Annotated in this window: 27 protein-coding genes; all 27 read left to right on the top strand. The window is 60.3% G+C overall.

Going from position 1 to position 25,963, the window contains the following annotated elements; all coding sequences use genetic code 11:
• The first annotated feature begins 18 nt into the window (after positions 1–18).
• Complete coding sequence (locus tag HU811_RS03730) at positions 19–1,227, top strand: sensor histidine kinase (protein WP_186654020.1); 1,209 nt, start codon at positions 19–21, stop codon at positions 1,225–1,227.
• Positions 1,228–1,232: 5 nt separating this feature from the next.
• Positions 1,233–2,621: a sigma-54-dependent transcriptional regulator gene (locus tag HU811_RS03725; RefSeq protein WP_186654018.1), complete on the top strand. Its 1,389-nt coding sequence runs from the start codon at positions 1,233–1,235 to the stop codon at positions 2,619–2,621.
• Positions 2,622–2,847: 226 nt separating this feature from the next.
• Complete coding sequence (fliE, locus tag HU811_RS03720; RefSeq protein ID WP_047226246.1) at positions 2,848–3,174, top strand: flagellar hook-basal body complex protein FliE; 327 nt, start codon at positions 2,848–2,850, stop codon at positions 3,172–3,174.
• 15 nt (positions 3,175–3,189) lie between these two features.
• Positions 3,190–4,974, top strand: a complete 1,785-nt coding sequence (gene fliF, locus HU811_RS03715) for a flagellar basal-body MS-ring/collar protein FliF (protein WP_047226247.1) — start codon at positions 3,190–3,192, stop codon at positions 4,972–4,974.
• Positions 4,967–5,986 (top strand): flagellar motor switch protein FliG, encoded by a 1,020-nt coding sequence (gene fliG / locus HU811_RS03710; protein WP_003199086.1) that lies wholly within the window; start codon positions 4,967–4,969, stop codon positions 5,984–5,986. The genes fliF and fliG overlap by 8 nt, the downstream gene beginning before the upstream one ends.
• 7 nt (positions 5,987–5,993) lie before the next feature.
• Positions 5,994–6,839: a flagellar assembly protein FliH gene (gene fliH / locus HU811_RS03705; RefSeq protein ID WP_186654016.1), complete on the top strand. Its 846-nt coding sequence runs from the start codon at positions 5,994–5,996 to the stop codon at positions 6,837–6,839.
• Positions 6,829–8,187, top strand: coding sequence for a flagellar protein export ATPase FliI (fliI, locus tag HU811_RS03700; RefSeq protein ID WP_047226249.1), 1,359 nt, complete (start codon positions 6,829–6,831; stop codon positions 8,185–8,187). The genes fliH and fliI overlap by 11 nt, the downstream gene beginning before the upstream one ends.
• A 6-nt stretch (positions 8,188–8,193) precedes the next feature.
• Positions 8,194–8,643, top strand: a complete 450-nt coding sequence (gene fliJ / locus HU811_RS03695) for a flagellar export protein FliJ (RefSeq protein ID WP_186654014.1) — start codon at positions 8,194–8,196, stop codon at positions 8,641–8,643.
• 102 nt (positions 8,644–8,745) lie between these two features.
• On the top strand, positions 8,746–9,141 hold the full coding sequence (locus HU811_RS03690; protein ID WP_256244292.1) for an STAS domain-containing protein: 396 nt from the start codon (positions 8,746–8,748) through the stop codon (positions 9,139–9,141).
• 9 nt (positions 9,142–9,150) lie between these two features.
• Complete coding sequence (locus HU811_RS03685; protein ID WP_186654012.1) at positions 9,151–10,857, top strand: ATP-binding SpoIIE family protein phosphatase; 1,707 nt, start codon at positions 9,151–9,153, stop codon at positions 10,855–10,857.
• A 31-nt stretch (positions 10,858–10,888) separates the two neighbouring features.
• The gene (locus tag HU811_RS03680; protein WP_092458410.1) at positions 10,889–11,233 is read left to right on the top strand and encodes an Hpt domain-containing protein; all 345 of its coding nucleotides are present in this window, start codon (positions 10,889–10,891) and stop codon (positions 11,231–11,233) included.
• 88 nt (positions 11,234–11,321) lie between these two features.
• Positions 11,322–12,698, top strand: a complete 1,377-nt coding sequence (locus HU811_RS03675; RefSeq protein ID WP_186654010.1) for a flagellar hook-length control protein FliK — start codon at positions 11,322–11,324, stop codon at positions 12,696–12,698.
• A 227-nt stretch (positions 12,699–12,925) separates the two neighbouring features.
• Positions 12,926–13,429 (top strand): flagellar basal body-associated protein FliL, encoded by a 504-nt coding sequence (fliL, locus tag HU811_RS03670; protein ID WP_047226254.1) that lies wholly within the window; start codon positions 12,926–12,928, stop codon positions 13,427–13,429.
• A gap of 9 nt (positions 13,430–13,438) precedes the next feature.
• The gene (gene fliM, locus HU811_RS03665; protein ID WP_003184019.1) at positions 13,439–14,407 is read left to right on the top strand and encodes a flagellar motor switch protein FliM; all 969 of its coding nucleotides are present in this window, start codon (positions 13,439–13,441) and stop codon (positions 14,405–14,407) included.
• 54 nt (positions 14,408–14,461) lie between these two features.
• Positions 14,462–14,920, top strand: coding sequence for a flagellar motor switch protein FliN (gene fliN / locus HU811_RS03660; RefSeq protein ID WP_047226255.1), 459 nt, complete (start codon positions 14,462–14,464; stop codon positions 14,918–14,920).
• A gap of 27 nt (positions 14,921–14,947) precedes the next feature.
• Positions 14,948–15,358 carry a flagellar biosynthetic protein FliO gene (fliO, locus tag HU811_RS03655; RefSeq protein WP_189673976.1) on the top strand — a complete coding sequence of 137 codons (411 nt, stop codon included), beginning with the start codon at positions 14,948–14,950 and terminating at the stop codon, positions 15,356–15,358.
• Positions 15,358–16,107 (top strand): flagellar type III secretion system pore protein FliP, encoded by a 750-nt coding sequence (gene fliP / locus HU811_RS03650; RefSeq protein WP_047226257.1) that lies wholly within the window; start codon positions 15,358–15,360, stop codon positions 16,105–16,107. Before fliO ends, fliP begins: the two co-directional genes overlap by 1 nt.
• A gap of 24 nt (positions 16,108–16,131) precedes the next feature.
• Positions 16,132–16,401, top strand: coding sequence for a flagellar biosynthesis protein FliQ (gene fliQ / locus HU811_RS03645; protein ID WP_047226258.1), 270 nt, complete (start codon positions 16,132–16,134; stop codon positions 16,399–16,401).
• A 4-nt stretch (positions 16,402–16,405) separates the two neighbouring features.
• On the top strand, positions 16,406–17,188 hold the full coding sequence (fliR, locus tag HU811_RS03640) for a flagellar biosynthetic protein FliR (RefSeq protein WP_092458419.1): 783 nt from the start codon (positions 16,406–16,408) through the stop codon (positions 17,186–17,188).
• A gap of 3 nt (positions 17,189–17,191) precedes the next feature.
• On the top strand, positions 17,192–18,328 hold the full coding sequence (flhB, locus tag HU811_RS03635; RefSeq protein ID WP_186654005.1) for a flagellar biosynthesis protein FlhB: 1,137 nt from the start codon (positions 17,192–17,194) through the stop codon (positions 18,326–18,328).
• Between the two features lie 144 nt (positions 18,329–18,472).
• Complete coding sequence (gene flhA / locus HU811_RS03630) at positions 18,473–20,602, top strand: flagellar biosynthesis protein FlhA (RefSeq protein ID WP_186654002.1); 2,130 nt, start codon at positions 18,473–18,475, stop codon at positions 20,600–20,602.
• Between the two features lie 11 nt (positions 20,603–20,613).
• The gene (gene flhF, locus HU811_RS03625) at positions 20,614–21,963 is read left to right on the top strand and encodes a flagellar biosynthesis GTPase FlhF (protein ID WP_186653999.1); all 1,350 of its coding nucleotides are present in this window, start codon (positions 20,614–20,616) and stop codon (positions 21,961–21,963) included.
• 117 nt (positions 21,964–22,080) lie between these two features.
• Positions 22,081–22,911 (top strand): flagellar synthesis regulator FleN, encoded by an 831-nt coding sequence (fleN, locus tag HU811_RS03620; protein WP_003184001.1) that lies wholly within the window; start codon positions 22,081–22,083, stop codon positions 22,909–22,911.
• Complete coding sequence (fliA, locus tag HU811_RS03615; protein ID WP_003184000.1) at positions 22,908–23,651, top strand: RNA polymerase sigma factor FliA; 744 nt, start codon at positions 22,908–22,910, stop codon at positions 23,649–23,651. The genes fleN and fliA overlap by 4 nt, the downstream gene beginning before the upstream one ends.
• Before the next feature lie 166 nt (positions 23,652–23,817).
• Complete coding sequence (locus tag HU811_RS03610; protein ID WP_003183998.1) at positions 23,818–24,189, top strand: chemotaxis response regulator CheY; 372 nt, start codon at positions 23,818–23,820, stop codon at positions 24,187–24,189.
• 18 nt (positions 24,190–24,207) lie between these two features.
• Complete coding sequence (locus HU811_RS03605; protein WP_092397563.1) at positions 24,208–24,993, top strand: protein phosphatase CheZ; 786 nt, start codon at positions 24,208–24,210, stop codon at positions 24,991–24,993.
• Between the two features lie 30 nt (positions 24,994–25,023).
• On the top strand, positions 25,024–25,963 hold a 940-nt coding region (locus tag HU811_RS03600; protein ID WP_186653997.1), incomplete at its 3' end, for an Hpt domain-containing protein.

Below are 25,963 nucleotides of genomic sequence, written 5' to 3'. Positions count from 1 at the left end.
GCCAAGCGAGAGAGCACGATGACCCAAGCCGCCCAGATCTCCCCTGTCCCCGAGCCGGGGATCATGCCGTCCGCCGAACAGGCAAGCCGGGTTGGACTTGAGCAGGCCTATTCGCTGTTCGACCAGATGTCCAGCCGGTTGACCGATTCCTACAGCCTGCTTGAAGCTCGCGTCACTGAGCTCAAGGGCGAGCTGGCAGTGGTCAGTGCCCAGCGTATGCAGGAGTTGGCGGAAAAGGAACGGCTGGCCAATCGGCTGCAAAATCTCCTCGACCTGTTGCCCGGTGGCGTTATCGTCATCGATGCCCATGGGCGCGTGCGCGAAGCCAATCCGGCGGCCTGCGAGCTGCTCGGCCTGCCGTTGGAGGGCGAGTTGTGGCGGCACGTCATCGCCCGCTGCTTCGCCCCGCGTGAAGACGACGGTCATGAAGTGTCGCTCAAGGACGGTCGGCGCCTGTCCATCTCGACTCGTTCGCTGGACGCCGAGCCCGGGCAGTTGGTGTTGCTCAATGACCTGACTGAAACCCGTCATCTGCAAGATCAACTGGCCCGCCACGAGCGCCTGTCTTCCCTGGGGCGAATGGTGGCCTCGCTGGCTCATCAGATTCGTACCCCGCTGTCGGCCGCCTTGCTGTACGCCAGTCATCTGACCGAGCAGCAGCTGCCGGTGCATACCCAGCAACGCTTCGCCGGGCGCCTGAAAGAGCGGCTGCACGAGCTGGAGCATCAAGTGCGCGACATGCTGGTGTTCGCTCGAGGCGAGTTGCCATTGACCGATCGCGTTACCCCCAAGGCTTTGCTGCAATCCTTGCAAGCCGCCGCATTGACCCACGTGCAGGACCTGCCGATTCGCTGGCAATGCGACAGCCATGCTGGCGAGGTGTTGTGTAACCGCGACACCCTGGTGGGGGCGGTGTTGAACCTGATCGAAAACGCGGTCCAGGCCAGTGGCGGCGATGTCCGGCTCAAGGTGCACTTGTATACACGTGGCAATACCTTGCGCTTATGTGTCAGTGACAGTGGTAGCGGCATCGAGCCAGCGGTGCTGACGCGTTTGGGCGAACCCTTTTTTACCACCAAGACTACAGGCACGGGCCTTGGCCTGACCGTGGTCAAGGCTGTGGCGCGCGCCCATCAGGGAGAATTGCAACTGCGCTCGCGGCTGGGGCGTGGCACCTGTGCACTGGTGCTCTTGCCATTGTTCTGCAGTACGCCGGGAGTGGAGTGAAGGTCATGGCGATCAAGGTGTTACTGGTTGAGGATGACCGGGCCCTGCGTGAGGCGCTGGCCGATACCCTGGTGCTGGCCGGGCACGATTACACCGCCGTCGGTTCGGCGGAAGATGCTTTGCTGGCTGTGGCTCAAGAGACCTTCGGCCTGGTGGTCAGTGACGTCAACATGCCGGGTATGGATGGCCATCAACTGCTTGGTCTGTTGCGCGCCCGCCAACCTCAATTGCCGGTCCTGCTGATGACTGCCCACGGTGCCGTCGAGCGCGCCGTGGATGCCATGCGCCAAGGAGCTGCGGATTATCTGGTCAAGCCGTTCGAGCCCAAGGCGCTGTTGGACCTGGTGGCTCGCCATGCCTTGGGCAGCCCCGCCGTCGAGGGCGAAGGCCCGATAGCGATCGAGCCGGCCAGCGCGCAGTTGCTGGCGTTGGCCGCGCGGGTGGCGCGCAGTGACTCCACTGTTTTGATTTCCGGCGAGTCCGGCACCGGCAAGGAGGTGCTGGCACGCTACATTCACCAGCAATCCCGGCGTGCCAGCGAACCATTCATTGCCATCAACTGTGCGGCGATTCCCGACAATATGCTGGAAGCGACGCTGTTCGGTCACGAGAAGGGCTCGTTTACTGGCGCGATCTCGGCCCAGGCCGGCAAGTTCGAGCAGGCTGACGGTGGCACGATTCTGCTCGATGAAATTTCCGAAATGCCCCTCGGCCTGCAAGCCAAGCTGTTGCGCGTGTTGCAGGAGCGGGAAGTGGAGCGGGTCGGTGCGCGCAAGCCTATCAGCCTGGATATCCGCGTTGTGGCGACCACCAACCGCGACCTGGCCGGCGAAGTGGCGGCAGGGCGTTTTCGTGAAGACCTTTATTACCGTCTGTCCGTGTTTCCGCTGGCCTGGCGACCGTTGCGCGAGCGCACCGCCGATATCCTGCCACTGGCCGAGCGTCTGCTGAGCAAACACGTCAATAAAATGAAGCACGCGGCAGCCCGACTGTCCCCCGAGGCCCAGGCGTTTCTGATTGCCTACCGTTGGCCTGGCAATGTACGGGAGTTGGACAACGCCATTCAGCGGGCATTGATTCTGCAGCAGGGCGGTTTGATCCAGCCGGAAGATTTCTGTCTGAGCGGGCCGGTGGCCTGCGCGCCATTGCCGGCAGCGACCGCGGTCCCGGCGTTTGCCCCTCCGGTGGAAGTGGAGGGCGAATCGGCCGGTGCTTTGGGAGACGATCTGCGTCGTCGCGAATTCCAGATGATCATCGACACCCTGCGCGCCGAGCGCGGGCGGCGCAAGGAAGCGGCCGAGCGCCTGGGGATCAGCCCGCGCACCCTGCGCTACAAGCTGGCGCAAATGCGTGATGCGGGGATGGACGTGGAGGCTTATCTCTTCGCCAGTTGAGTGGTATGCACCGAAAATCCATGTGGGAGCGGGCTTGCTCGCGAAAGCGGTGGTTCAGCCAATGCAAATGTGACTGACAGATCGTCTTTGCGAGCAAGCCCGCTCCCACATGAGCTTATGTGAGCATTTGTTTTCTGTCGCCACGGAGCTGGCACCCTTGTTGCTAATACCTGTGTACCCGCTGAGTAAGTGTCAAAAAAATGCGGGCCGCCAGAGAGAGTAGACCATGAGCCAAGGTATTGAATTTAATCGGTTGATGCTGGACATGCGGGCCATGCAAATGGACGCCATGGCACAGCCTAAGTCGGTCGCGGTCCCGGAAGTGGGTGCCAGCAGTTTTTCCGACATGCTCGGTCAAGCCGTCAATAAAGTGAACGATACCCAGCAGGCGTCGAGTCAATTGGCCAGTGCTTTCGAGATTGGCAAAAGTGGCGTCGACCTGACGGACGTGATGATCTCTTCGCAGAAAGCCAGTGTCTCGTTTCAGGCGTTGACCCAGGTTCGCAACAAGCTGGTTCAAGCCTACCAAGACATCATGCAGATGCCGGTCTAAGGAAATTATTGAGTCATGGCAGAAGCAGTCGCTGATAACGTTCCGGCCAAGGCCACTCCGCCCGACGGCAAACCGCCGCTGTTCGGTCTGTCCTTCCTGGAAAACCTCTCCGAGATGACCATGCTGCGTCAGGTGGGCCTGTTGGTCGGCCTGGCTGCGAGCGTGGCGATCGGGTTTGCCGTGGTGCTGTGGTCCCAGCAGCCGGACTACCGTCCTTTGTACGGCAGTCTGGAGGGCATGGACGCCAAGCAAGTCATGGAGACCCTGGCTGCCGCCGACATTCCTTATACCGTCGAACCCAATTCCGGCGCCTTGCTGGTCAAGGCCGACGACGTGGCGCGCGCGCGCCTCAAACTCGCCGCTGCTGGCGTAACGCCCACCGATGGCAATATCGGTTTCGAGATCCTCGACAAGGACCAGGGCCTGGGTACCAGCCAGTTCATGGAGGCGACCCGTTATCGTCGCGGCCTTGAAGGCGAATTGGCGCGTACCATTGCCAGCCTGAACAACGTCAAGGGTGCCCGTGTGCACCTGGCGATTCCAAAAAGCTCGGTGTTTGTGCGCGATGAGCGCAAGCCAAGCGCCTCGGTACTGGTTGAACTGTATTCCGGTCGCTCTTTGGAGCCCAGCCAGGTCGTGGCTATCGTCAATCTGGTGGCAACCAGTGTTCCCGAGTTGAGCAAGTCCCAGATCACCGTGGTCGACCAGAAGGGCAACTTGTTATCCGATCAGGCGGAGAACTCTGCTCTGACCATGGCCGGCAAGCAATTCGACTACAGCCGTCGCATGGAAGGCATGCTGACTCAGCGGGTGCACAACATCCTGCAACCGATCCTGGGTAACGACCGCTACAAGGCCGAGGTGTCGGCCGATGTGGATTTCAGCTCCGTCGAATCGACGTCCGAACAGTTCAACCCCGATCAACCGGCGTTGCGCAGCGAACAGTCGGTGAACGAGCAGCGCACCGCCAGCAATGGCCCGCAAGGGGTACCTGGTGCGCTTAGCAACCAACCGCCGTCGCCGGCCAGCGCGCCCCAAACCACCGGTGGTGCCACTGCGGCCGCTGGCATGGTGCAACCGGGCCAGCCGCTGATCGACGCCAACGGTCAACAGATCATGGACCCGGCCACCGGTCAGCCGATGCTGGCGCCGTACCCGGCCGACAAGCGCCAACAGTCGACCAAGAACTTCGAGCTCGACCGTTCCATCAGCCACACCAAGCAGCAGCAGGGCCGTTTGAATCGCCTATCGGTGGCGGTGGTGGTGGACGATCAGGTCAAGATCAACCCGGCCAATGGCGAAACCAGCCGTGCGCCGTGGAGTGCCGACGAACTGGCACGGTTCACTCGCCTGGTGCAGGACGCGGTGGGTTTCGACGCCAGCCGTGGCGACAGCGTGAGCGTGATCAACGTGCCGTTCTCCCAGGAGCGCGGCGAAGAAATCGCCGACATTCCATTTTATTCGCAACCCTGGTTCTGGGATGTGGTCAAGCAAGTATTGGGTGTGCTGTTCATCCTGATCCTGGTGTTCGGCGTGCTGCGTCCGGTGCTCAATAACATCACCGGTGGTGGCAAGAACAAGCAGTTGGCTGGCTTGGGTGATGTAGAGCTGGGAGGCATGGGCGGCCTGGATGGCGAATTGGCCAATGATCGCGTCAGCCTCGGTGGGCCGCAGAGTATTCTGCTGCCAAGTCCGAGCGAAGGCTATGACGCTCAGTTGAACGCTATCAAGAGTCTGGTGGCAGAAGACCCGGGTCGTGTGGCTCAGGTCGTGAAAGAGTGGATTAACGCAGATGAGTGATAATCGAGCCGCTGTTGCCAAATTGTCCCGGGTCGACAAAGCCGCGATTTTGCTGCTGTCCCTGGGATCGACCGACGCCGCCCAGGTGTTGCGTCACATGGGGCCCAAGGAGGTTCAGCGCGTGGGCGTGGCCATGGCGCAGATGGGCAACGTGCACCGTGAGCAGGTCGAGCAGGTGATGAGTGAGTTCGTCGACATCGTCGGCGACCAGACCAGCCTGGGCGTCGGCTCCGACGACTACGTGCGCAAAATGCTCACCCAGGCGCTGGGCGAGGACAAGGCCAATGGCCTGATCGACCGGATTCTGCTGGGCGGCAACACCAGCGGCCTGGACAGCCTCAAGTGGATGGAGCCGCGCGCAGTGGCTGACGTGATTCGCTACGAGCACCCGCAGATCCAGGCGATCGTGGTGGCTTACCTCGACCCGGACCAGGCCGGTGAAGTGCTGGGTAACTTCGATCATAAGGTGCGCCTGGACATCATCCTGCGGGTGTCGTCGCTCAATACCGTACAGCCGGCGGCCCTGAAAGAATTGAATCAGATTCTCGAGAAGCAGTTCTCGGGTAACTCCAATGCCTCGCGCACCACCCTGGGTGGTATCAAGCGCGCGGCGGACATCATGAACTTCCTCGACAGTTCGATCGAAGGCCAGCTCATGGACTCGATCCGCGAGTTCGACGAAGACCTGTCCGGTCAGATCGAAGACCTCATGTTCGTGTTCAACAACCTGTCCGATGTCGACGATCGTGGCATTCAGGCGTTGTTGCGCGAAGTGTCCTCCGACGTCCTGGTACTGGCCCTCAAGGGGTCGGACGAAGGCGTCAAGGAAAAGATCTTCAAGAACATGTCCAAACGGGCGGCCGAACTGTTGCGCGACGATCTCGAGGCCAAGGGCCCGGTACGTGTCAGCGACGTGGAAACCGCACAAAAGGAAATCCTCACCATCGCCCGCCGTATGGCCGAAGCCGGAGAGATCGTGCTCGGTGGCAAGGGCGGCGAAGAGATGATCTAAGGTCGTTATGTCTGCCAAGAGTGATGATTCACCCAGCGACCTGATCCGCGCTCGGGACGTCGGTGGTTTTGACGTCTGGTCGCTGCCCAGCTTCGATCCGCACATCCCCGAGCCTGAGCCTGAGCCCGAGGAAGAACTGCCGGAAATGGAGGAGGTGCCGCTGGAAGAAGTCCAGCCACTGACCCTCGAAGAAGTCGAAAGCATTCGTCAGGAGGCCTACAACGAAGGCTTCGCCATTGGTGAAAAAGAAGGTTTCCATAGCACTACGCTCAAGGTTCGCCAGGAAGCCGACGTAGCGCTGACAGCCAAGCTCCGTGCGCTGGAATCGCTGATGCTCAACCTGTTCGAGCCTATCGCCGAGCAGGACACTCAGATCGAGAAGTCCCTGGTCGGGCTGGTGCAGCACATCACTCGACAAGTGATCCAGCGTGAACTGGCCATTGATTCGAGCCAGATCGAACACGTCATGCGCGAAGCCCTCAAGCTTTTGCCGTTGGGGGTGGGCAATGTGCGGCTGTACATCAATCCTCAGGATTTCGAACTGGTCAAGTCGCTGCGTGAACGTCATGAAGAAACCTGGCGCATCGTCGAGGACGAAGCCCTGCTGCCGGGCGGTTGCCGTGTGGAAACCGAGCACAGCCGCATTGATGCGACCATCGAAACCCGCATCAGCCAGATCATGGCCAAGCTCTTCGACCAGTTGCACGAGCAGGCACTGCACCCGGCCGCTGCCGACCTGAGCCTGGAATTGCCGGACGAACCCCCGGTTGACACCCATATTGATCAAGACGCCGCAGAATCGGATGCTCTTGAACTCAGTGCTCCTGAGCTGGACGGCCGCGATGCGCCTTGAGCGAACCAGCTTCGGCAAGCGCCTGGGCAGCTACGCCGAGGCCACCGAGCTGGCCGGACAGCCTATCCTGGAAGGGCGCTTGCTGCGTATGGTTGGCCTGACCCTCGAAGCCGAGGGCCTGCGTGCCGCCATGGGCAGTCGCTGCATGGTGATCAACGACGACAGCTATCACCCGGTCCAGGTCGAAGCCGAAGTCATGGGTTTCTCTGGCAGCAAGGTTTTCCTGATGCCGGTGGGCAGCGTAGCCGGCATCGCACCTGGCGCGCGGGTGGTGCCTTTGGCTGACACCGGTCGGCTGCCCATGGGCATGAGCATGCTCGGACGGGTGTTGGACGGCGCCGGGCGTGCCTTGGACGGCAAGGGCGGCATGAAGGCCGAGGATTGGGTGCCGATGGACGGCCCGACGATCAACCCCCTCAAGCGCGACCCCATCAGCGTACCGCTGGACGTGGGCATCCGGTGCATCAATGGTTTGTTGACGGTCGGACGCGGTCAGCGTCTGGGTCTGTTTGCCGGTACCGGGGTGGGCAAGAGTGTGCTGCTGGGCATGATGACCCGGTTCACCGAGGCGGACATTATCGTGGTCGGGCTGATCGGCGAACGGGGGCGCGAGGTGAAGGAATTCATCGAGCACATCCTCGGCGAAGAGGGTCTCAAACGATCAGTGGTGGTGGCTTCGCCGGCCGATGATGCGCCATTGATGCGTCTGCGGGCAGCCATGTATTGCACGCGGATCGCCGAGTATTTCCGCGACAAGGGCAAGAACGTCCTGCTGCTGATGGACTCGTTGACCCGCTTCGCCCAGGCCCAGCGGGAAATCGCCCTGGCCATCGGCGAGCCGCCGGCCACCAAGGGCTATCCACCCTCGGTATTCGCCAAGTTGCCCAAGCTGGTTGAACGCGCGGGTAATGCGGAGAAGGGCGGCGGTTCGATCACGGCGTTCTATACCGTGCTGTCCGAAGGCGACGACCAGCAAGACCCCATTGCCGACTCGGCCCGTGGCGTGCTCGACGGTCACATCGTGTTGTCCCGGCGTCTGGCCGAAGAGGGGCACTATCCGGCCATCGACATCGAGGCCTCCATCAGCCGGGTCATGCCGTCGGTCATCAGCGCCGAGCACTTGAAGCGTGCGCAACAGTTCAAGCAATACTGGTCACGCTATCAGCAAAGCCGTGACCTGATCAGCGTGGGTGCCTACGTGCCGGGCGGTGATCGTGAGACCGATACCGCCATCAATCTCTATCCGGCAATGGCGGTTTATCTGCGCCAGAGCCTGAACGACAACATCGGCATGGGCGCCAGCGAAGCGCACCTGCAGAGCATCTTCACTCCGGTCGCAGGCGGGTAACCGGCCATGGCCACGAGTCGTGCGGCACGTCTGGCGCCCGTGGTGGAGATGGCGGAAAAGGCCGAAAAAACCGCCGTCCAGCGCATGGCCTATTTCCAGGGCCAGGTGGCAGTCGCCGAAAGCAAACTGGCGGACCTGGAAAACTTTCGCCTCGAATATCAGGAACAATGGATCGCCCGTGGCAGTCATGGCGTTTCCGGCCAATGGTTGCTGGGTTACCAGGGCTTTCTTGCGCAACTGGGCACCGCCATCGACCAGCAGCGCCAGAGTCTGGTCTGGCACCAGAACAACCTGGAAAAGGCCCGTCAGAGCTGGCAAGAAGCTTTCGCCCGGGTCGAAGGCCTGCGCAAACTCGTACAGCGTTATATCGACGAAGCGCGGCGATTGGAGGACAGACGCGAGCAAAAACTGCTGGATGAGTTGTCCCAGCGTCTGCCGCGTCAGGATCCGTATTGATCATCGGGCCGGGATTTTGCGAGGCAAGTGTTGCAAACCTTGCTCAGACTTCTACCAGGTGCTAAACCTTGTACACGTATGTCCATGACAAGGAAGCCGAACATGTCAGTCGTTACCGAAGTATCCCCCGATGGGCAAAAGCTGACGATCTCGATCAAGGGTCGTTTCGATTTTGGCCGGCATCAAGAGTTTCGCGAGTCTTACGAGCGGCTCAACCAAAAGCCCGAATCCATTGTGGTGGACTTGAAAGAAGCCACCTATCTCGACAGTTCCGCCTTGGGCATGCTCCTGTTGCTGCGCGATCATGCCGGCGGCGAAGATTCGGATATCCGGATCGTGAACAGTAACAGTGACGTCAAGAAAATCCTGGCGATCTCCAACTTCGACAAGCTGTTCGATATCTATCCGAAAGAAGACGCAGGGAAAGACAGCGCGGGAGAAAAAGACAAGCCACAGGCAGGCCATCTCCAGGACAAGCTTCATCCCGGAAAAGCTTGACCTGCAGCCATGTTGTCCGACCTCGAACCGCTGACGGTCCTGATTGCCGAAGACAGTGCCGCTGACCGACTGCTGCTGTCGACTATTGTCCGTCGTCAGGGCCATCACGTGCTCACCGCGGCTGACGGCGCCGAGGCGGTGGATATCTATATCCAGCAGCGTCCACACTTGGTGCTGATGGATGCGATGATGCCGGTGATGGATGGTTTCGAGGCGGCGCAAAAGATCAAGCAACTGGCCGGGGAGCAGTTGGTTCCGATCATTTTTCTCACCTCGTTGACCGAAAGTGAAGCCTTGGCCCGATGTCTGGAGGCCGGGGGGGACGATTTTCTGGCCAAGCCGTATAACCAGGTCATCCTGGCCGCCAAGATCAAGGCCATGGACCGCTTGCGTCGGTTGCAGGCCACTGTCGTGGAGCAGCGTGACCAGATATCCCGGCACCATGACTACCTGCTCAACGAGCAGCGCGTAGCCAAGGCCGTGTTCGACAAGATCGCCCATTCCGGCTGTCTGAGCGCACCGAACATCCGCTACCTGCAATCCCCCTACGCGCTGTTCAACGGCGATTTGCTGCTGGCCGCATTCAATCCGGCAGGCGACATGCACATCCTGCTGGGGGATTTCACCGGACACGGTTTGCCGGCCGCGGTCGGCGCGATGCCGCTGGCGGAGGTGTTCTACGGCATGACCGCCAAAGGCTATGGCCTGGCGCAGATCCTGCGGGAGATGAACGCCAAACTCAAGCGCATCCTGCCGGTGGACATGTTCTGTTGCGCGACCCTGTTATGTCTGAGTTTCCAGCGCTGCACGGTGGAAGTCTGGAACGGCGGCATGCCCGATGGTTACCTGCATGACAGCCTCAGCGGCGTGCGCACGCCATTGCCGGCGCGGCACCTGCCGCTGGGGGTGCTCACTCCCCAGTTGTTCGATGACCGCACTGAAGTACACCCCATGTCGCTGGGTGACCGGGTATTCCTGCTATCCGATGGCGTTATCGACACCGCCGACGACAATGAGCAGCTGTTTGGCGTGGAGCGTTTGCAACAGGTCTTTTCGGCCAATCGCGAGCCCGACTGTCTTTTCGAAGACATCCAGCAAGCCTTGCGAGACTTTCGCGGCGAGCCGCGGGATGACTTCAGTATGGTCGAGGTGCGTTTGGTCGCACCGACGCAACTCAACCCGCCGCCGCCGGTCTATTCCGATAGCGGTCAGTCCAGCCCGCTGGACTGGTCGATGAGTTTCGAGTTTCGCGCGCAGACGCTCAGGCGGTTCAACCCAATGCCGTACCTGTTGCAGCTGTTGCTTGAGGTTCATGGGCTCAGGGCTCAGAGTGGCGCCCTTTACAGCGTGCTTTCGGAGCTCTACTCCAATGCGCTGGAACATGGCGTGTTGGGGCTCGACTCGAGTATCAAGCGCGACGCGTCGGGTTTCGCCCGTTACTACAGCGAGCGCAACCAGCGCCTGGATGAATTGAACAGCGGTCACGTCCGGGTTCATGTGCACGTCACGCCTCACGGTGACGGTGGTCGTCTGGTCATTGAGGTCGAAGACAGTGGCAAGGGCTTCGATGTCGCCCGGGTGTTGGCGCGACCTGCGGACAGTAACCGGTTGTCGGGGCGCGGCGTGAGCCTGGTCCGTCAGTTGAGCCATCAGGCCTGCTGGTCAGACGATGGTCGTAGTGCGCGCGTGGAGTTTTTCTGGGAGGCTCTGGCATAATCGGCGCCATTCTTGATCAGGGAGCGAACAAGTGAGTGAGATTCATCTGGACCGCGACGTACTGAGTACGTTGAAGGAAGTCATGGAGGACGGGTATCTGGAGTTGCTGGATACCTTTCTTAACGATTCCGAAGCACGCCTGCGTGTGCTGCATGAGGCTCGGGACGCGGAAAAGCTCAGTGCCACGGCCCACAGCTTCAAGGGCAGCAGCAGCAACATGGGCGCCATCCGCCTGGCAGAACTGTGCGGCGAACTGGAGCAACGTGCCAAACAGCCGTCGTTAGGCGGGATCGAAAAGCTGGTCAGCGAAATCGACAGTGAATTCGCTCACGTTCGCAAGCTTTGCAGAGAAGAGCGTGAAGGGTTCCACTGCTGAGAATCGAGCATTGCCAATAGGTTGGCCCGTCCCTTGCATTGTCCTCTCTCGACTGTACCTATGATTCCAGTGCAGCGGAGACCTTTTTATGCCCGTCACGCCCAATACATTGCTTCAGGCCACCGTTCAGGCCAAGCCTCAGGCCGCCGTCAATTCACCGGCAGCGGCCCCTGAGTTCGGGAATAAAGCCTCCAGCTTCGCTCAGGTCTTCGCCCGCCAAGCCCCCGCCAAAGCATCGACATCGCCTGAACCCTCGGTTAAACAGGCGCGCGACGAAGTTTCTGATAGCACCGTCAAAAAAGACGACGGCAACGAAACGGCTGCCGCCCCCGAGACGACGGTTGCCGATAGCGGCAAATCCTTGCCCGCCGACAAACCGTCAACGGCCGATGACAAAGTGGCCAATGATGACGGCGCCGACACTACACAAACCCCGGTCGCGGACGCGGCTTCTGGCGATCCGGCAGTGGATCCCGCGTTGCTGTCGGATATGATCGCGCCGGTTGTCGCAACCGAGGCAGAGCCCGTGCCCGTGGTGGTCACGACGACGCCCCAAGTCGTGGCTGCGGCTGCGGTGGCGGCGCCGGTCGCTCCATTGGCCACAGTGGCCCAGGCTGCGGTGGCGGTCGATCCTGAATTCGATCCGGCCGCCGATCCGCTCGATGCATTGCCTGCCTTGCGCCTGGCGATGGAGCAGGGCGGCCATGTTTCCGCTGCCAGCCAGGCCCAGTCCAAGGCACCTGCCCCGGCATCGCTCGACGCTGAATCGACATCTGCTCAAACCTTTGCCGCCGGCATGGCAAGCATGCTCACCGTGCAGGCTGACCAGAACAGTACCGGCCCCGGCAGCCAGGGTGGTGAAAAGGCATTTGGCGGCTTGCTCAATGAGGGCCTCAAGGATCTGACCGCTGCTTCCAGCGATACTCGCGTAGATGACTTCGCCAACCGCCTGGCGGCGCTGACCCAGGCCGCCACGCCAAAAACCGCCAATGCGATACCGGTCAACCAGCCTATCGCGATGAATCAGAGCGGCTGGACTGAAGAGGTGGTCAACCGGGTGATGTACCTGTCGAGCGTCAACCTCAAGGCGGCTGATATCCAGTTGCAGCCGGCCGAACTCGGTCGTCTGGATATCCGCGTGAACATGGTTCCGGATCAACAGACTCAAGTGACGTTCATGAGCGCTCATTCCGGCGTTCGCGAAGCTCTCGAAGGCCAGATGCATCGCCTGCGCGACAGTTTTGCCCAACAGGGTATGGGCCAGGTCGATGTCAGCGTGTCTGACCAATCCCGTGGCTCCCAGGGGCAGGATCAGCAAGCGCAGCAACAGGCTCAGGCGGGGCGCACAACTTCGTCCGGCGGGCGGGTGGATTCGGTAGAGGAAGACCTGCCAGCCAGCATCGCTGAGGTAGCAGCCACTGCCACCAGCGTGATCGGCACCAGCGCGGTCGATTTCTACGCCTGACCAAACGCTGAAAACCCTGTGGGAGCGGGCTTGCTCGCGAAAGCGGTGTGTCAGTTGGCAATGATGTCGACTGACACTGCGCCTTCGCGAGCAAGCCCGCTCCCACATTGGTTTATGGCGTCCTGAAGATTTATCTCACATCCCTTTCTCCAAACACTTCTGGCATAACACTTGCTCCTGCCTTGCCGTGCAACAGTGAAAACCCCGATTAGTGACGGATTATTGGCATGGCGAAGAGCGAAGCAGCAGCTGTAAAGGACCCGGCAACCAAGGGCAAAATCAAGCTGATCATTTTGATCGTGGTGGGCTTGCTCCTGGCCATTGGCGTCTCCGTAGGGGCGACCTGGTATTTCATGCACAACGCTCAAAGCAAGCCGGCCGTGGCGGTCGAAGCCGCGCCGGTGGGCAAGCAGCCGGCGATTTTCGAGCCGATGGCGCCTGCTTTCGTGGCCAACTACACCCAGAACGGTCGCCAACGCTACATGCAGGTCAGTATCACCCTGTTGGGTCGCAACCAGGCTGACCTGGAAGCGCTGCGGGTGCACATGCCCCTGATCCGCAATAACCTGGTGATGCTCTTTTCCGGACAGAATTTCGACACCCTGGCCACGCCCGTGGGCCAGGAAATGCTGCGTCAGAAAGCCACGGCCAGCGTGCAGGAAGTGGCTCAGAAAGAGCTCGGCAAAGTGGTGATCGAACAGTTGCTCTTCACTAACTTCGTATTGCAGTAGGAACCCGACATGGCCGTGCAGGACCTGTTGTCCCAGGATGAAATCGACGCGCTGTTGCATGGTGTCGACGATGGCCTGGTGCAGACCGAAAACGCTGCTGAGCCGGGCAGCGTCAAAAGCTACGACCTGACCAGCCAGGATCGCATCGTTCGCGGACGGATGCCGACCCTGGAAATGATCAACGAGCGTTTCGCCCGATACACCCGCATCAGCATGTTCAACATGCTGCGCCGTTCGGCCGATGTGGCCGTCGGTGGCGTGCAGGTGATGAAGTTCGGTGAATACGTGCACTCGCTGTATGTACCCACCAGCCTCAACCTGGTGAAGATCAAACCGTTGCGCGGCACTGCGCTGTTCATCCTTGACGCCAAACTGGTGTTCAAGCTGGTGGACAACTTCTTTGGCGGTGATGGTCGTCACGCCAAGATCGAAGGGCGTGAATTCACCCCGACCGAGCTGCGGGTCGTGCGCATGGTGCTGGAGCAGGCCTTCGTCGATCTGAAGGAGGCCTGGCAGGCGATCATGGAAGTGAACTTCGAGTACATCAACTCGGAAGTGAACCCGGCCATGGCCAACATCGTCGGACCGAGCGAAGCCATTGTGGTGTCGACCTTCCACATCGAGCTCGATGGCGGTGGTGGCGATCTGCACGTGACCATGCCGTACTCGATGATCGAGCCGGTACGGGAAATGCTCGACGCCGGCTTCCAGTCGGATCTCGACGATCAGGACGAGCGCTGGATCAATGCTTTGCGTCAGGATGTGCTGGATGTCGACGTGCCGATCGGCGCGACGGTTGCCCGGCGTCAGCTGCGCCTGCGGGACATCCTGCATATGCAGCCGGGGGACATTATTCCTGTCGAGATGCCTGAAGACATGATCATGCGCGCCAACGGTGTACCGGCCTTCAAGGTCAAGATGGGCTCTCACAAAGGCAACCTGGCGTTGCAGGTGATCGAGCCGATCGAACGCCGCTGAGCGGTGTCGAACCCTTACGTTTTTAACTGAATTTTTGCCCGCCGAGGACAAATGATGGCTGACGATATGAACACCCAGGATGACCAGGCGCTGGCCGACGAGTGGGCTGCAGCCCTGGAAGAAACCGGCGACGCCGGGCAGGCCGACATTGACGCTTTGCTGGCGGCCGACACTGGCGCTCACGCCTCCAACCGCCTGCCGATGGAAGAGTTTGGCAGCGTGCCTAGAAGCAACGAACAGGTGACGCTGGACGGGCCGAACCTGGACGTGATTCTCGACATCCCAGTTTCGATTTCCATGGAAGTGGGCAGCACCGATATCAATATCCGCAACCTGCTGCAGCTTAACCAGGGCTCGGTGATCGAGCTTGATCGCCTGGCTGGCGAGCCGCTGGATGTACTGGTCAACGGCACGTTGATCGCCCATGGCGAAGTGGTGGTGGTCAACGAGAAGTTCGGCATTCGCCTGACGGACGTGATCAGTCCGAGCGAACGCATCAAGAAGCTGCGCTGAGTGAAAGGTTTCTTCGCCGCAGCCTTGATGCTGCCATTCAGTGTGCTGGCGGCCGAGCCGGTAGCCACCGTAGCTGCTGCACCGGCGGCAGGTAGCGGGATCGCCGGGCAACTGGCGCAATTGGTGCTCGGTCTGCTGTTGGTGCTGGGGTTGATCTTTTTCCTGGCCTGGTTGCTGCGGCGCGTGCAGCAGGCGGGGCCAGCCGGCAAGGGGCAGGTCATCGACATCGTCGGTTCCCGCGCGCTTGGCCCGCGGGACCGGCTGGTCCTGGTTCAGGTTGGCAACGAGCAGATTCTGCTGGGGCTTAGCCCGGGCACTATCACTGCATTGCATGTTCTCAAGGAGCCGGTGCAGGTGCCGGCCACCGAGCAGGCCACCCCCGAGTTTGCCCAGCGTCTCATGGAACTGTTGGGTAAAGATCAGAAGGATAAAAAGTAATGCCGTTGCGCATCCTGTTGGCGGTGGTCCTGATGCTGGCCGCGCCGTTGGTGCTTGCCGCCGATCCGCTGTCGATCCCGGCAATTACCTTGGGCACCAACGCCGAAGGGGCTCAGGAGTATTCGGTCAGCCTGCAGATCCTGCTGATCATGACCGCGCTGAGTTTCATCCCGGCGTTTGTCATGCTGATGACCAGTTTCACCCGGATCATTATCGTCTTTTCGATCCTGCGCCAGGCCCTGGGCTTGCAGCAGACGCCGTCGAATCAGATTCTGACCGGCATGGCGCTGTTCTTGACGATGTTCATCATGGCACCAGTCTTCGACCGGGTGAACCAGGATGCGCTGCAACCCTACCTGGCGGAAACCATCACCGCCCAAGACGCGGTGGCCAAGGCTGAAGTGCCGATCAAGGATTTCATGCTGGCCCAGACCCGCACCAGCGACCTGGAACTGTTCATGCGCTTGTCCAAGCGCACTGACATTGCCAGCCCGGATCAAGCGCCGCTGACCATCCTGGTGCCGGCGTTCGTAACGTCCGAGCTCAAGACCGCGTTCCAGATTGGTTTCATGATTTTCATCCCGTTCCTGATCATCGACCTGGTGGTCGCCAGTGTGCTCATGGCCATGGGTATGATGATGTTGTCGCCATTGATCATTTCCCTGCCGTTCAAGATCATGCTGTTCGTGCTCGTGGACGGCTGGGCCCTGATCATCGGCACCCTGGCGGGCAGTTTCGGCGGTGTTTAGGCCATTTGTGCGGGTAGCAAGAATATGACGCCTGAAGTAGCGGTAGACCTGTTCCGCGAAGCGCTCTGGCTGACGACCATGATGGTCGCCGTGCTGGTGATACCCAGCCTGCTGGTGGGCTTGCTGGTGGCGATGTTCCAGGCCGCGACCCAGATCAACGAACAGACCCTCAGCTTCCTGCCGCGTCTGCTGGTGATGTTGGTGACGTTGATCGTCGCCGGTCCCTGGCTGGTGCAAACCTTCATGGAATACATCCTGCAGCTTTACGGCAGTATTCCGCAGTTGATCGGTTGACCTGATGTCGATGCTCGAACTGACGGATACCCAGATCAGTACCTGGGTGGCGTCATTTATCCTGCCGCTGTTTCGCGTTACCGCGCTGCTGATGAGCATGCCGGTCTTTGGTACCACCCTTGTGCCGACCCGCGTACGGCTGTATTTCGCCCTGGCGATCACGGTGGTCATCGCGCCGGGGCTGCCACCTATGCCGCCGGTCAACGCCCTGGACCTCAGTGCGTTGATGCTGGTGGCCGAGCAGATTCTGATTGGCGTCTTGATGGGCTTTTCGCTGCAACTGTTCTTTCAGGCGTTTGTGGTCGCCGGGCAAATCATTTCGATCCAGATGGGCATGGCGTTCGCCTCCATGATCGACCCCACCAACGGCGTGAACAGTGCGGTAATCGGGCAGTTTCTGACGATGTTGGTGACCCTGCTGTTTCTGGCCATGAACGGGCACCTGGTGGTGTTTGAGGTGCTGACTGAGAGCTTCACCACATTGCCGGTGGGCAGCGCGATGCTGGTCAATCATTTCTGGGACATCGCTGGCAAGCTTGGCTGGGTTCTGGGCGCGGCGATGGTGTTGGTATTGCCCGCGATTACCGCGCTGCTGGTGGTCAATATTGCCTTTGGTGTCATGACTCGGGCGGCGCCGCAGTTAAACATTTTCTCCATTGGTTTTCCGCTGACCCTGGTGCTCGGCCTGGTGATTTTCTGGATCAGCCTGGGGGATATCCTCAATCAGTACCAGCCGTTGGCGACCCAAGCCCTGCAGCTGTTACGCGATATGGCACAGGCGCGCTGAACCATGGCCGAAAGCGAGAGTGGTCAGGACAAGACAGAAGACCCCACGGAGAAGCGCAAGAAAGAATCCCGGGACAAAGGTGAGATTGCGCGCTCCAAGGAGCTCAACACCCTGGCGGTGACGATGGCCGGGGTCGGTGGATTATTGATTTATGGCGGCGGGCTGGCCCTGGATCTGCTGGAAATCATGCGCCTGAATTTTTCCCTGCCCCGCGAGGTACTGCTCAGTCCCGGTGCCATGGGGCAATACCTGCTGCACTCCGGCAAGATCGCGATCCTGGCCGTGCAACCGGTTCTGATCTTTCTCCTGCTGGCGGCCATTATTGGTCCGATCTCCCTCGGAGGCTGGCTGTTTGCCGGCAAGAGCCTGGCCCCCAAGTTCAGTCGGATGAACCCGGCTAACGGCCTCAAGCGAATGTTTTCCAGCACGGCGCTGATTGAACTGCTCAAGGCGCTCGGCAAGTTCCTCCTGATCCTGTTCGTAGCGCTGACGGTACTGCAGGCTGATATCGACGACTTGCTGCGCATCGCCCATGAACCCTTGGAGCAGGCGATCATCCACAGCGTGCAGTTGGTGGGCTGGAGTACATTGTGGATGGCTTGCGGCTTGATTCTGATTGCCGCCATCGACGTGCCGATCCAGCTGTATCAGAGCAAGCAGAAGCTGATGATGACCAAGCAGGAGATCCGCGACGAGCACAAGGACCAGGAGGGCAAGCCGGAGGTCAAACAACGGATTCGCCAGTTGCAGCGTGAAGTGTCCCAGCGCCGGATGATGGCGGCGATCCCGGACGCCGACGTGGTCATCACCAACCCCACCCACTATGCCGTGGCGCTCAAGTATGACCCCGATAAAGGCAATGCCCCGGTGTTGCTGGCCAAGGGCAGTGATTTCCTGGCGCTGAAAATTCGTGAGATCGCCGTAGCCAACGAAGTGATGCTGCTTGAATCCCCGGCTTTGGCGCGGTCGATTTACTACTCCACCGAACTCGACCAGGAAATTCCTGGCGGCCTGTACCTGGCCGTGGCTCAGGTGCTGGCTTACGTCTATCAGATCCGTCAACACCGCGCCGGCAAGGGCAAGCGCCCCGAGCCTCTCAAGGATTTGCCGATTCCACCGGATTTGCGCCGCGACTCCTGATTCGGGCTCCCACTCGATTGCATTCAGCGCTTTGGCTAGCGCCTCTATTTCAGCCTCCGACGAAAGTTGGAAGGCTTCTTGCAATACCCCGTCTGCGCCCGTTTCGGGCGTCAAAAGTTTGCTTCACAGGAACGGGGATTATTGGTGGATCGCTCTCAGTTATTCAGCACCGCACGCAGCAACGTAGCCGACCTCAGCCGGGGTAATCTGGGCGTGCCGTTGTTGCTGCTGGTCATGCTCGCCATGATGATGCTGCCGGTGCCACCGTTTCTGCTGGACGTGTTCTTCACGTTCAACATCGCTTTGTCCATCGTTGTACTGCTGGTGTGTGTGTACGCATTGCGGCCACTGGATTTTGCAGTGTTCCCGACCATTCTGCTGGTGGCGACGCTGATGCGTCTGGCGCTCAACGTGGCGTCCACCCGGGTGGTGATGATCCACGGGCATGAAGGCCACGCCGCTGCCGGTAAGGTGATCCAGGCCTTCGGTGAGGTGGTGATTGGCGGAAACTACGTGGTCGGTATCGTCGTCTTCGCCATTTTGATGATCATCAACTTCGTGGTGGTGACCAAGGGTGCCGGGCGGATTTCCGAGGTGAGCGCGCGTTTCACCCTCGATGCAATGCCCGGCAAGCAAATGGCAATCGACGCTGATCTCAACGCCGGCCTGATCGACCAGGGCCAGGCCAAGGCCCGTCGCCTGGAAGTGGCTCAGGAAGCCGAGTTCTACGGCTCCATGGACGGTGCCAGCAAATTCGTGCGCGGTGACGCCATCGCCGGTCTGCTGATCCTCTTCATCAACCTGATCGGCGGTATGGCTGTCGGTATCTTCCAGCACGGTATGACCTTCGGCGATGCCGGCAAGGTTTACGCGCTGTTGACCATTGGTGACGGTTTGGTGGCGCAATTGCCATCACTGTTGTTATCCACAGCTGCCGCGATCATGGTGACCCGTGCGTCCGGCTCCGAAGACATGGGTAAGCAGATCGGCCGGCAGATGTTTGCTTCGCCCAAGGCGTTGGCCGTTGCAGCCGGACTGATGGCCGTGATGGGCCTGGTCCCCGGGATGCCGCATTTCTCGTTTCTGAGCATGGCCGCATTGGCGGCGGGTGGCGCCTACCTGTTCTGGAAGAAGCAGAACGTGCAAAAGGTTCAGGCCCTGCAGGAGGTCAAGCGTCAGCAGGAACTGCTGCCATCGCCGGCTCGCGCCATGGAAACCAAGGAGCTGGGCTGGGACGACGTGACGCCAATCGACATGATCGGCCTGGAAGTCGGTTACCGTCTGATCCCCTTGGTGGACCGCAATCAGGGTGGTCAGTTGCTCGCGCGGATCAAGGGCGTGCGCAAGAAGCTGTCCCAGGACCTGGGGTTTCTGATGCCCACCGTCCATATTCGTGACAACCTCGATCTGGCACCCAGTGCCTATCGCTTGACGCTGATGGGCGTGATTCTGGCCGAAGCCGAGATCTACCCGGACCGTGAACTGGCGATCAACCCAGGGCAGGTCTACGGTTCGCTCAATGGCATTACCGCCAAGGATCCGGCTTTTGGCCTGGAAGCGGTGTGGATCGAAATCAGCCAGCGGGCCCAGGCTCAGTCCCTTGGCTATACCGTGGTGGACGCCAGTACCGTGGTTGCGACCCACTTGAACCAGATTCTGTACAAGCACTCCAGTGAGCTGATCGGCCACGAAGAAGTCCAGCAATTGCTGCAAGTGCTGGCCAAAGGCTCGCCAAAGCTGGCCGAAGAGCTGGTGCCTGGTGTGGTTTCGTTGTCGCAATTGCTCAAGGTGTTGCAGGCGCTGTTGGCCGAGCAGGTGCCGGTGCGCGACATTCGCAGCATTGCCGAGGCGATCGCCAACAACGCTTCCAAGAGTCAAGATACCGCCGCTCTGGTGGCTGCGGTGCGGGTTGGCGTATCCCGCGCAATCGTCCAAAGCATTGTAGGCACTGAGTCGGAGCTGCCTGTGATCACGTTGGAGCCAAGGTTGGAACAGATATTGCTCAATAGTCTGCAGAAGGCAGGACAAGGCTCGGAAGAGGGCGTTCTGCTGGAGCCAAGCATGGCCGAGAAGCTGCAGCGTTCGCTGATCGATGCAGCCCAGCGGCAGGAGATGCAAGGCCAACCGGTGATCCTGCTGGTGGCCGGTCCGATTCGCGCGATGCTTTCGCGATTCGGGCGCCTCGCGGTTCCAGGGCTGCATGTGCTGGCGTACCAGGAAATACCGGACAACAAGCAAGTGACCATCGTTGCGACAGTAGGGCCCAACGGCTGAGGTAGTGGTTTATGCAAGTGAAGCGTTTTTTCGCCGCCGATATGCGTCAGGCCATGAAGCTGGTTCGTGACGAGCTGGGCGCTGAAGCCGCCATCATCGGCAACCGTCGGATCGCCGGCGGTGTCGAGCTGACGGCGGCTCTGGATTACAAATTGTCGGCGCTGGCCCCGCGGGTTCCCAACATGGAACTCGAGGATGAGCTACGCAAGACCCAGTCGCGCATCGCCAGTGCTCAGGCCGAATTGAGCTTGCGCAGCACCGACGGCGAAGCCAGCGCGGGCACTAATCGTCAATTGTTCGCCGGCCAGCCACTGACCGCCGGACTGCCGTTGACCGCTGCCGAGCCGCTGGTCGAGCAGGCCAAGGCCGAGCCGCGTCGTCCGGCACCGGTTCAGGCTGCGTCAGGCGGTGGCGTCGACCCGCGGGCCCTGGAGTCGATGCGCTTTGAACTCAACAGCCTGCGTGAACTGATGGAAGTTCAGCTCGGCTCCCTGGCCTGGAACCAGTTGCAAGGCAACCGTCCGGCCCAGGCTAATCTGTGGCGTCGCCTGCAACGCATCGGCTTGTCCGGCCCGTTGTCCCGCGACCTGCTGGCGCTGATCAACGATATCGAAGAACCCCGTCAGGCCTGGCGCATGTTGCTGGCGCACCTGGCGCGGATGATCGCCACCCCGGAAGTCGAGCCGCTGGAAGAGGGCGGAGTCATTGCCATGGTCGGCCCGGCCGGCATGGGCAAGACCACCACCCTGGCCAAGCTCGCGGCGCGTTATGTACTCAAGTACGGCGCCCAGAGCATCGCCCTGGTGAGCATGGACAGTTTCCGTATCGGTGCCCAGGAACAACTCAAAACCTTGGGTCGGATCCTCAATGTGTCGGTGACCCATGTGGATCCGGGCCAGTCCCTGGCCCAGGCGCTGGAGCCGCTGCTGCGCAAGCGCGTCGTGCTGATTGATACCGCCGGCCTGCAAGCCAGCGATCCGGCCCTGCGCATGCAGCTTGAAAGCCTGGCCGGGCGTGGTATCCGGTCAAAAAATTATCTCGTGTTGGCAACCACCAGCCAGAAACAGGTTCTAACCGCCGCATACCACAGCTACAAACGCTGCGGGCTGGCCGGTTGCATCCTGACTAAGCTGGACGAAACGGCAAGCCTGGGCGAGGTGTTGAGCCTGGCGATCGGTCATGATTTACCGGTGGCCTACCTGACCGACGGGCCGCGGATCCCGGATGATTTACATCTGCCGCGCCGTCATCAACTGGTCAGTCGTGCCGTGAGTGTGCAAATGCAGGAAGAACCCAGCGAAGAAGCCATGGCTGATATGTTCGCTGACATCTACCACAGCCCGACCAAGCAGGTCGGCTGAGGTAATCATGAATATTTTTTGTACCTACATCGATGGTCTGCCATGCATTGTTCCTTCATGCGAGCGCGCAGCCAGTAATGTGGCCTCCGTCTAAGTAAGACAAGGTAAAGAACGAACATGGGCAGCATGCATCCCGTACAGGTGATCGCGGTGACCGGCGGCAAAGGTGGCGTCGGCAAGACTAACGTGTCAGTGAACTTGTCCCTGGCTCTGGCAGAGCTTGGCCGACGGGTCATGCTGCTGGACGCCGACCTGGGCCTGGCGAACGTCGATGTGCTGCTGGGGCTCACTCCCAAGCGCACGCTGGCGGACGTGATAGAGGGGCGCTGCGAACTGCGCGACGTGCTACTGCAGGGTCCCGGCGGGATTCGCATCGTGCCGGCTGCCTCGGGCACCCAGAGCATGGTTCATCTGACTCCAGCTCAACACGCTGGTCTGATCCAGGCCTTCAGCGACATCGGTGACAACCTCGATGTGCTGGTGATCGACACCGCTGCCGGTATCGGTGATTCGGTCGTCAGTTTCGTACGCGCTGCCCAGGAAGTCTTGCTGGTGGTCTGCGACGAACCGACGTCCATCACCGACGCCTATGCCCTGATCAAATTACTGAACCGTGACTACGGCATGAACCGCTTCCGCGTCCTGGCCAACATGGCCCAGAGCCCGCAGGAAGGACGCAACCTGTTCGCCAAGTTGACAAAGGTCACGGATCGCTTCCTGGACGTCGCCCTACAATACGTCGGCGCAGTGCCCTACGACGAAAGCGTACGCAAGGCCGTCCAGAAGCAACGTGCGGTTTATGAAGCTTTCCCCCGTTCCAAATGCGCACTGGCGTTCAAGGCTATTGCCCAGAAGGTTGATACCTGGCCATTGCCGGCCAACCCTCGCGGGCATCTGGAGTTTTTCGTCGAGCGTCTCGTGCAACAAACAGCAGGGCCCGTGCTATGACAGCCAGCGGTTACAACCATCTCTACAAAAAATCGGCACGGGACGCCCAGTACGAATTGATTGAGCGTTATGCGCCTCTGGTCAAGCGTATCGCCTATCACTTGCTGGCGCGGTTGCCGGCCAGTGTCCAGGTCGAGGACTTGATCCAGGCGGGCATGATCGGCCTGCTCGAAGTCTCGAACAAATACGACGCGAGCAAGGGCGCCAGCTTTGAGACCTATGCCGGTATTCGCATTCGCGGGGCGATGCTCGACGAAGTCCGCAAGGGCGACTGGGCACCGCGTTCGGTGCACCGCAATACCCGCATGGTCAGTGATGCCATTCGCGCCATTGAAGCTAAAACCGGGCGTGACGCTAAAGATCATGAGGTTGCGGCCGAACTCCAATTGAGTCTCGACGATTATTACGGGATTTTGAACGATACCTTGGGCAGTCGCCTGTTCAGTTTCGACGACCTGTTGCAGGACGGCGAACACGAAGGGCTGCACGAGGACGGCGCGAGTGCTCACATGGAGCCATCGCGTGACCTGGAAGATGAACGTTTCCAGAGCGCGCTGGCGGATGCGATTGCCAATTTGCCGGAGCGTGAGCGACTGGTCTTGGCGCTGTACTACGACGAAGAGCTGAACCTCAAGGAAATCGGTGAGGTCCTGGGGGTCAGCGAATCGCGGGTCAGCCAGTTACACAGCCAGTGCGCGGCCCGTTTGCGGGGGCGTTTGGGGGAGTGGCGAGCGCGCTGACAGCAGTGTGGGGACACTGCGAACGAGTCTGGCCTGGTATGCGCTGAGCCAGTCTCTCTCCGTTGTCCTCCAGACCGTTGTCGAGTGTTGTGCCGGAATGATTGAAATGGCGCGTTCAGGTGCTGGGCGCGTTTAAGACTGCTTGGAGGTCGAATTGGACAAGAACATGAAAATCCTCATCGTTGATGACTTCTCAACGATGCGGCGGATCATAAAAAACCTGTTGCGTGACCTTGGGTTCACCAACACGGTCGAGGCCGACGATGGCACCACTGCCATTCCGGTTCTCAACAGCGGAAGCATCGACTTTCTGGTGACTGACTGGAACATGCCCGGCATGACCGGTATCGACTTGCTGCGCCATGTGCGCGCCGACGAAAAACTCAAGCACCTTCCGGTGCTGATGGTCACTGCCGAAGCCAAGCGCGAGCAGATCATCGAAGCGGCCCAGGCCGGTGTGAACGGCTACGTGGTCAAACCCTTCACGGCCCAGGCGTTGAAAGAGAAGATCGAAAAAATCTTCGAACGCATCGGTTAACGGCGCCACGGGGGAGCTATGGATAACGAATCTTCAATGGGTGATTTCGAATCGACCCTGAAAAAACATGCCCGCGAACTGGTCGACAGCCTTGAAAAAGGCCGCTTTGGCGATGCGGTTCAAATGATCCATGAGCTCAACCAGACCCGTGACCGCGGTCTGTATCAGGAAGTGGGCAAGCTCACGCGTGAACTGCACAGCGCGATTGTCAATTTTCAGATCGATCCAAACATGCCGCAGGCCGAGGAGGTCTCGCAGATCACTGATGCGACCGAGCGTCTGGGTTATGTGGTCAAGCTGACCGAGGCCGCGGCCAACCGCACCATGGACCTGGTGGAGAGCGCAACGCCGCTGGTCAATGGCCTGAGCGATGAAGCCCAGGCCTTGAGCACCGACTGGGGCCGCTTCATGCGGCGTGAAGTCGGCGCTGAGGAGTTTCGGGACCTGGCCCGTCGGGTTGACGGTTTCCTGACGCGCAGCAGCACCGAGAACCGTGCTGTGGCGAGCAACCTCAACGACATTCTGCTGGCTCAGGACTATCAAGACCTGACCGGCCAGGTGATCAAACGGGTAACCCAACTGGTCACCGAAGTGGAAAGCAACCTGCTCAAACTGGTGTTGATGGCCAGCCAGGTCGACCGCTTTGCAGGCATCGAACACGACCGTGAAGCGATACTTGCTGAAAAAGATCCACAAAAACATCTCTCTCAGGGTGAAGGTCCGCAGATTCATGCCGATAAAAGAGAAGACGTTATGTCCGGTCAGGACGATGTGGACGATTTGCTGTCCAGCCTTGGATTCTGAGTTTTAGCCCTGTTTTAGGAGCAGCCATTAATGAGCTTCGGCGCCGATGAAGAGATCCTTCAGGATTTCCTGGTTGAGGCCGGCGAGATTCTAGAGCAACTTTCCGAACAACTGGTCGAGCTGGAAAGCCGACCGGATGATGCGGATCTGCTCAATGCAATTTTTCGCGGTTTCCACACTGTAAAAGGAGGCGCCGGCTTCCTCCAGCTCAATGAGCTGGTGGAGTGCTGTCACATTGCCGAGAACGTGTTCGACATCCTGCGCAAGGGTGAGCGTCGCGTTGACTCGGAATTGATGGACGTGGTGCTCGAAGCGCTGGATGCGGTCAACAGTATGTTCAGTGAAGTGCGCGAGCGCTCACCGATCACCGCTGCTACGCCTGAGTTGCTCGCCGCGCTGTCGCGCCTGGCCGAGCCGCAGTCGGCTGACGAGGCTGCACCGGTAGCCGCGCCAGTGGTTGAGGAACCGGTCGCCGAGGAATCAGGCGACATCACCGATAACGAATTCGAACAACTGCTGGACTCGCTGAACGCCGTCAAGGCCCAAGCCCAGGCTCCGGCGGCGCCTGCTGCCCCGGCTGCGCCGGCCGCCGATGCCGCCACCAGCGATGAAATCACCGACGCCGAGTTCGAGTCGCTGCTCGATCAGCTTCACGGCAAGGGCCAGTTCGCCGTGGATGCAGTCGTCCCCCCGAGTGCCCCGGCCGCCCCGAAAGCAGCGGGCGACAACTCCGATATTACCGACGATGAGTTCGAGGCTTTGCTCGATCAGTTGCACGGCAAGGGCAACTTTGCCGTGGACGCACTGGATTCGGCCATCGCTTCGGCGCCGACCCCAGCCAAGCCTGCCGCCGCCGCAGCGGGCAGCGACCTGATCAGCGATCACGAGTTCGAATCACTGCTCGACGAACTGCACGGCAAGGGCAAGTTCAGCGAAGTCGGCACCGCCTCAGCAGCCACTGCGCCTGCCG

This window comes from Pseudomonas tehranensis (assembly GCF_014268615.1).
GTDB lineage: Bacteria > Pseudomonadota > Gammaproteobacteria > Pseudomonadales > Pseudomonadaceae > Aquipseudomonas > Aquipseudomonas tehranensis.
This window is presented reverse-complemented; position numbering and strand designations above follow the sequence as displayed.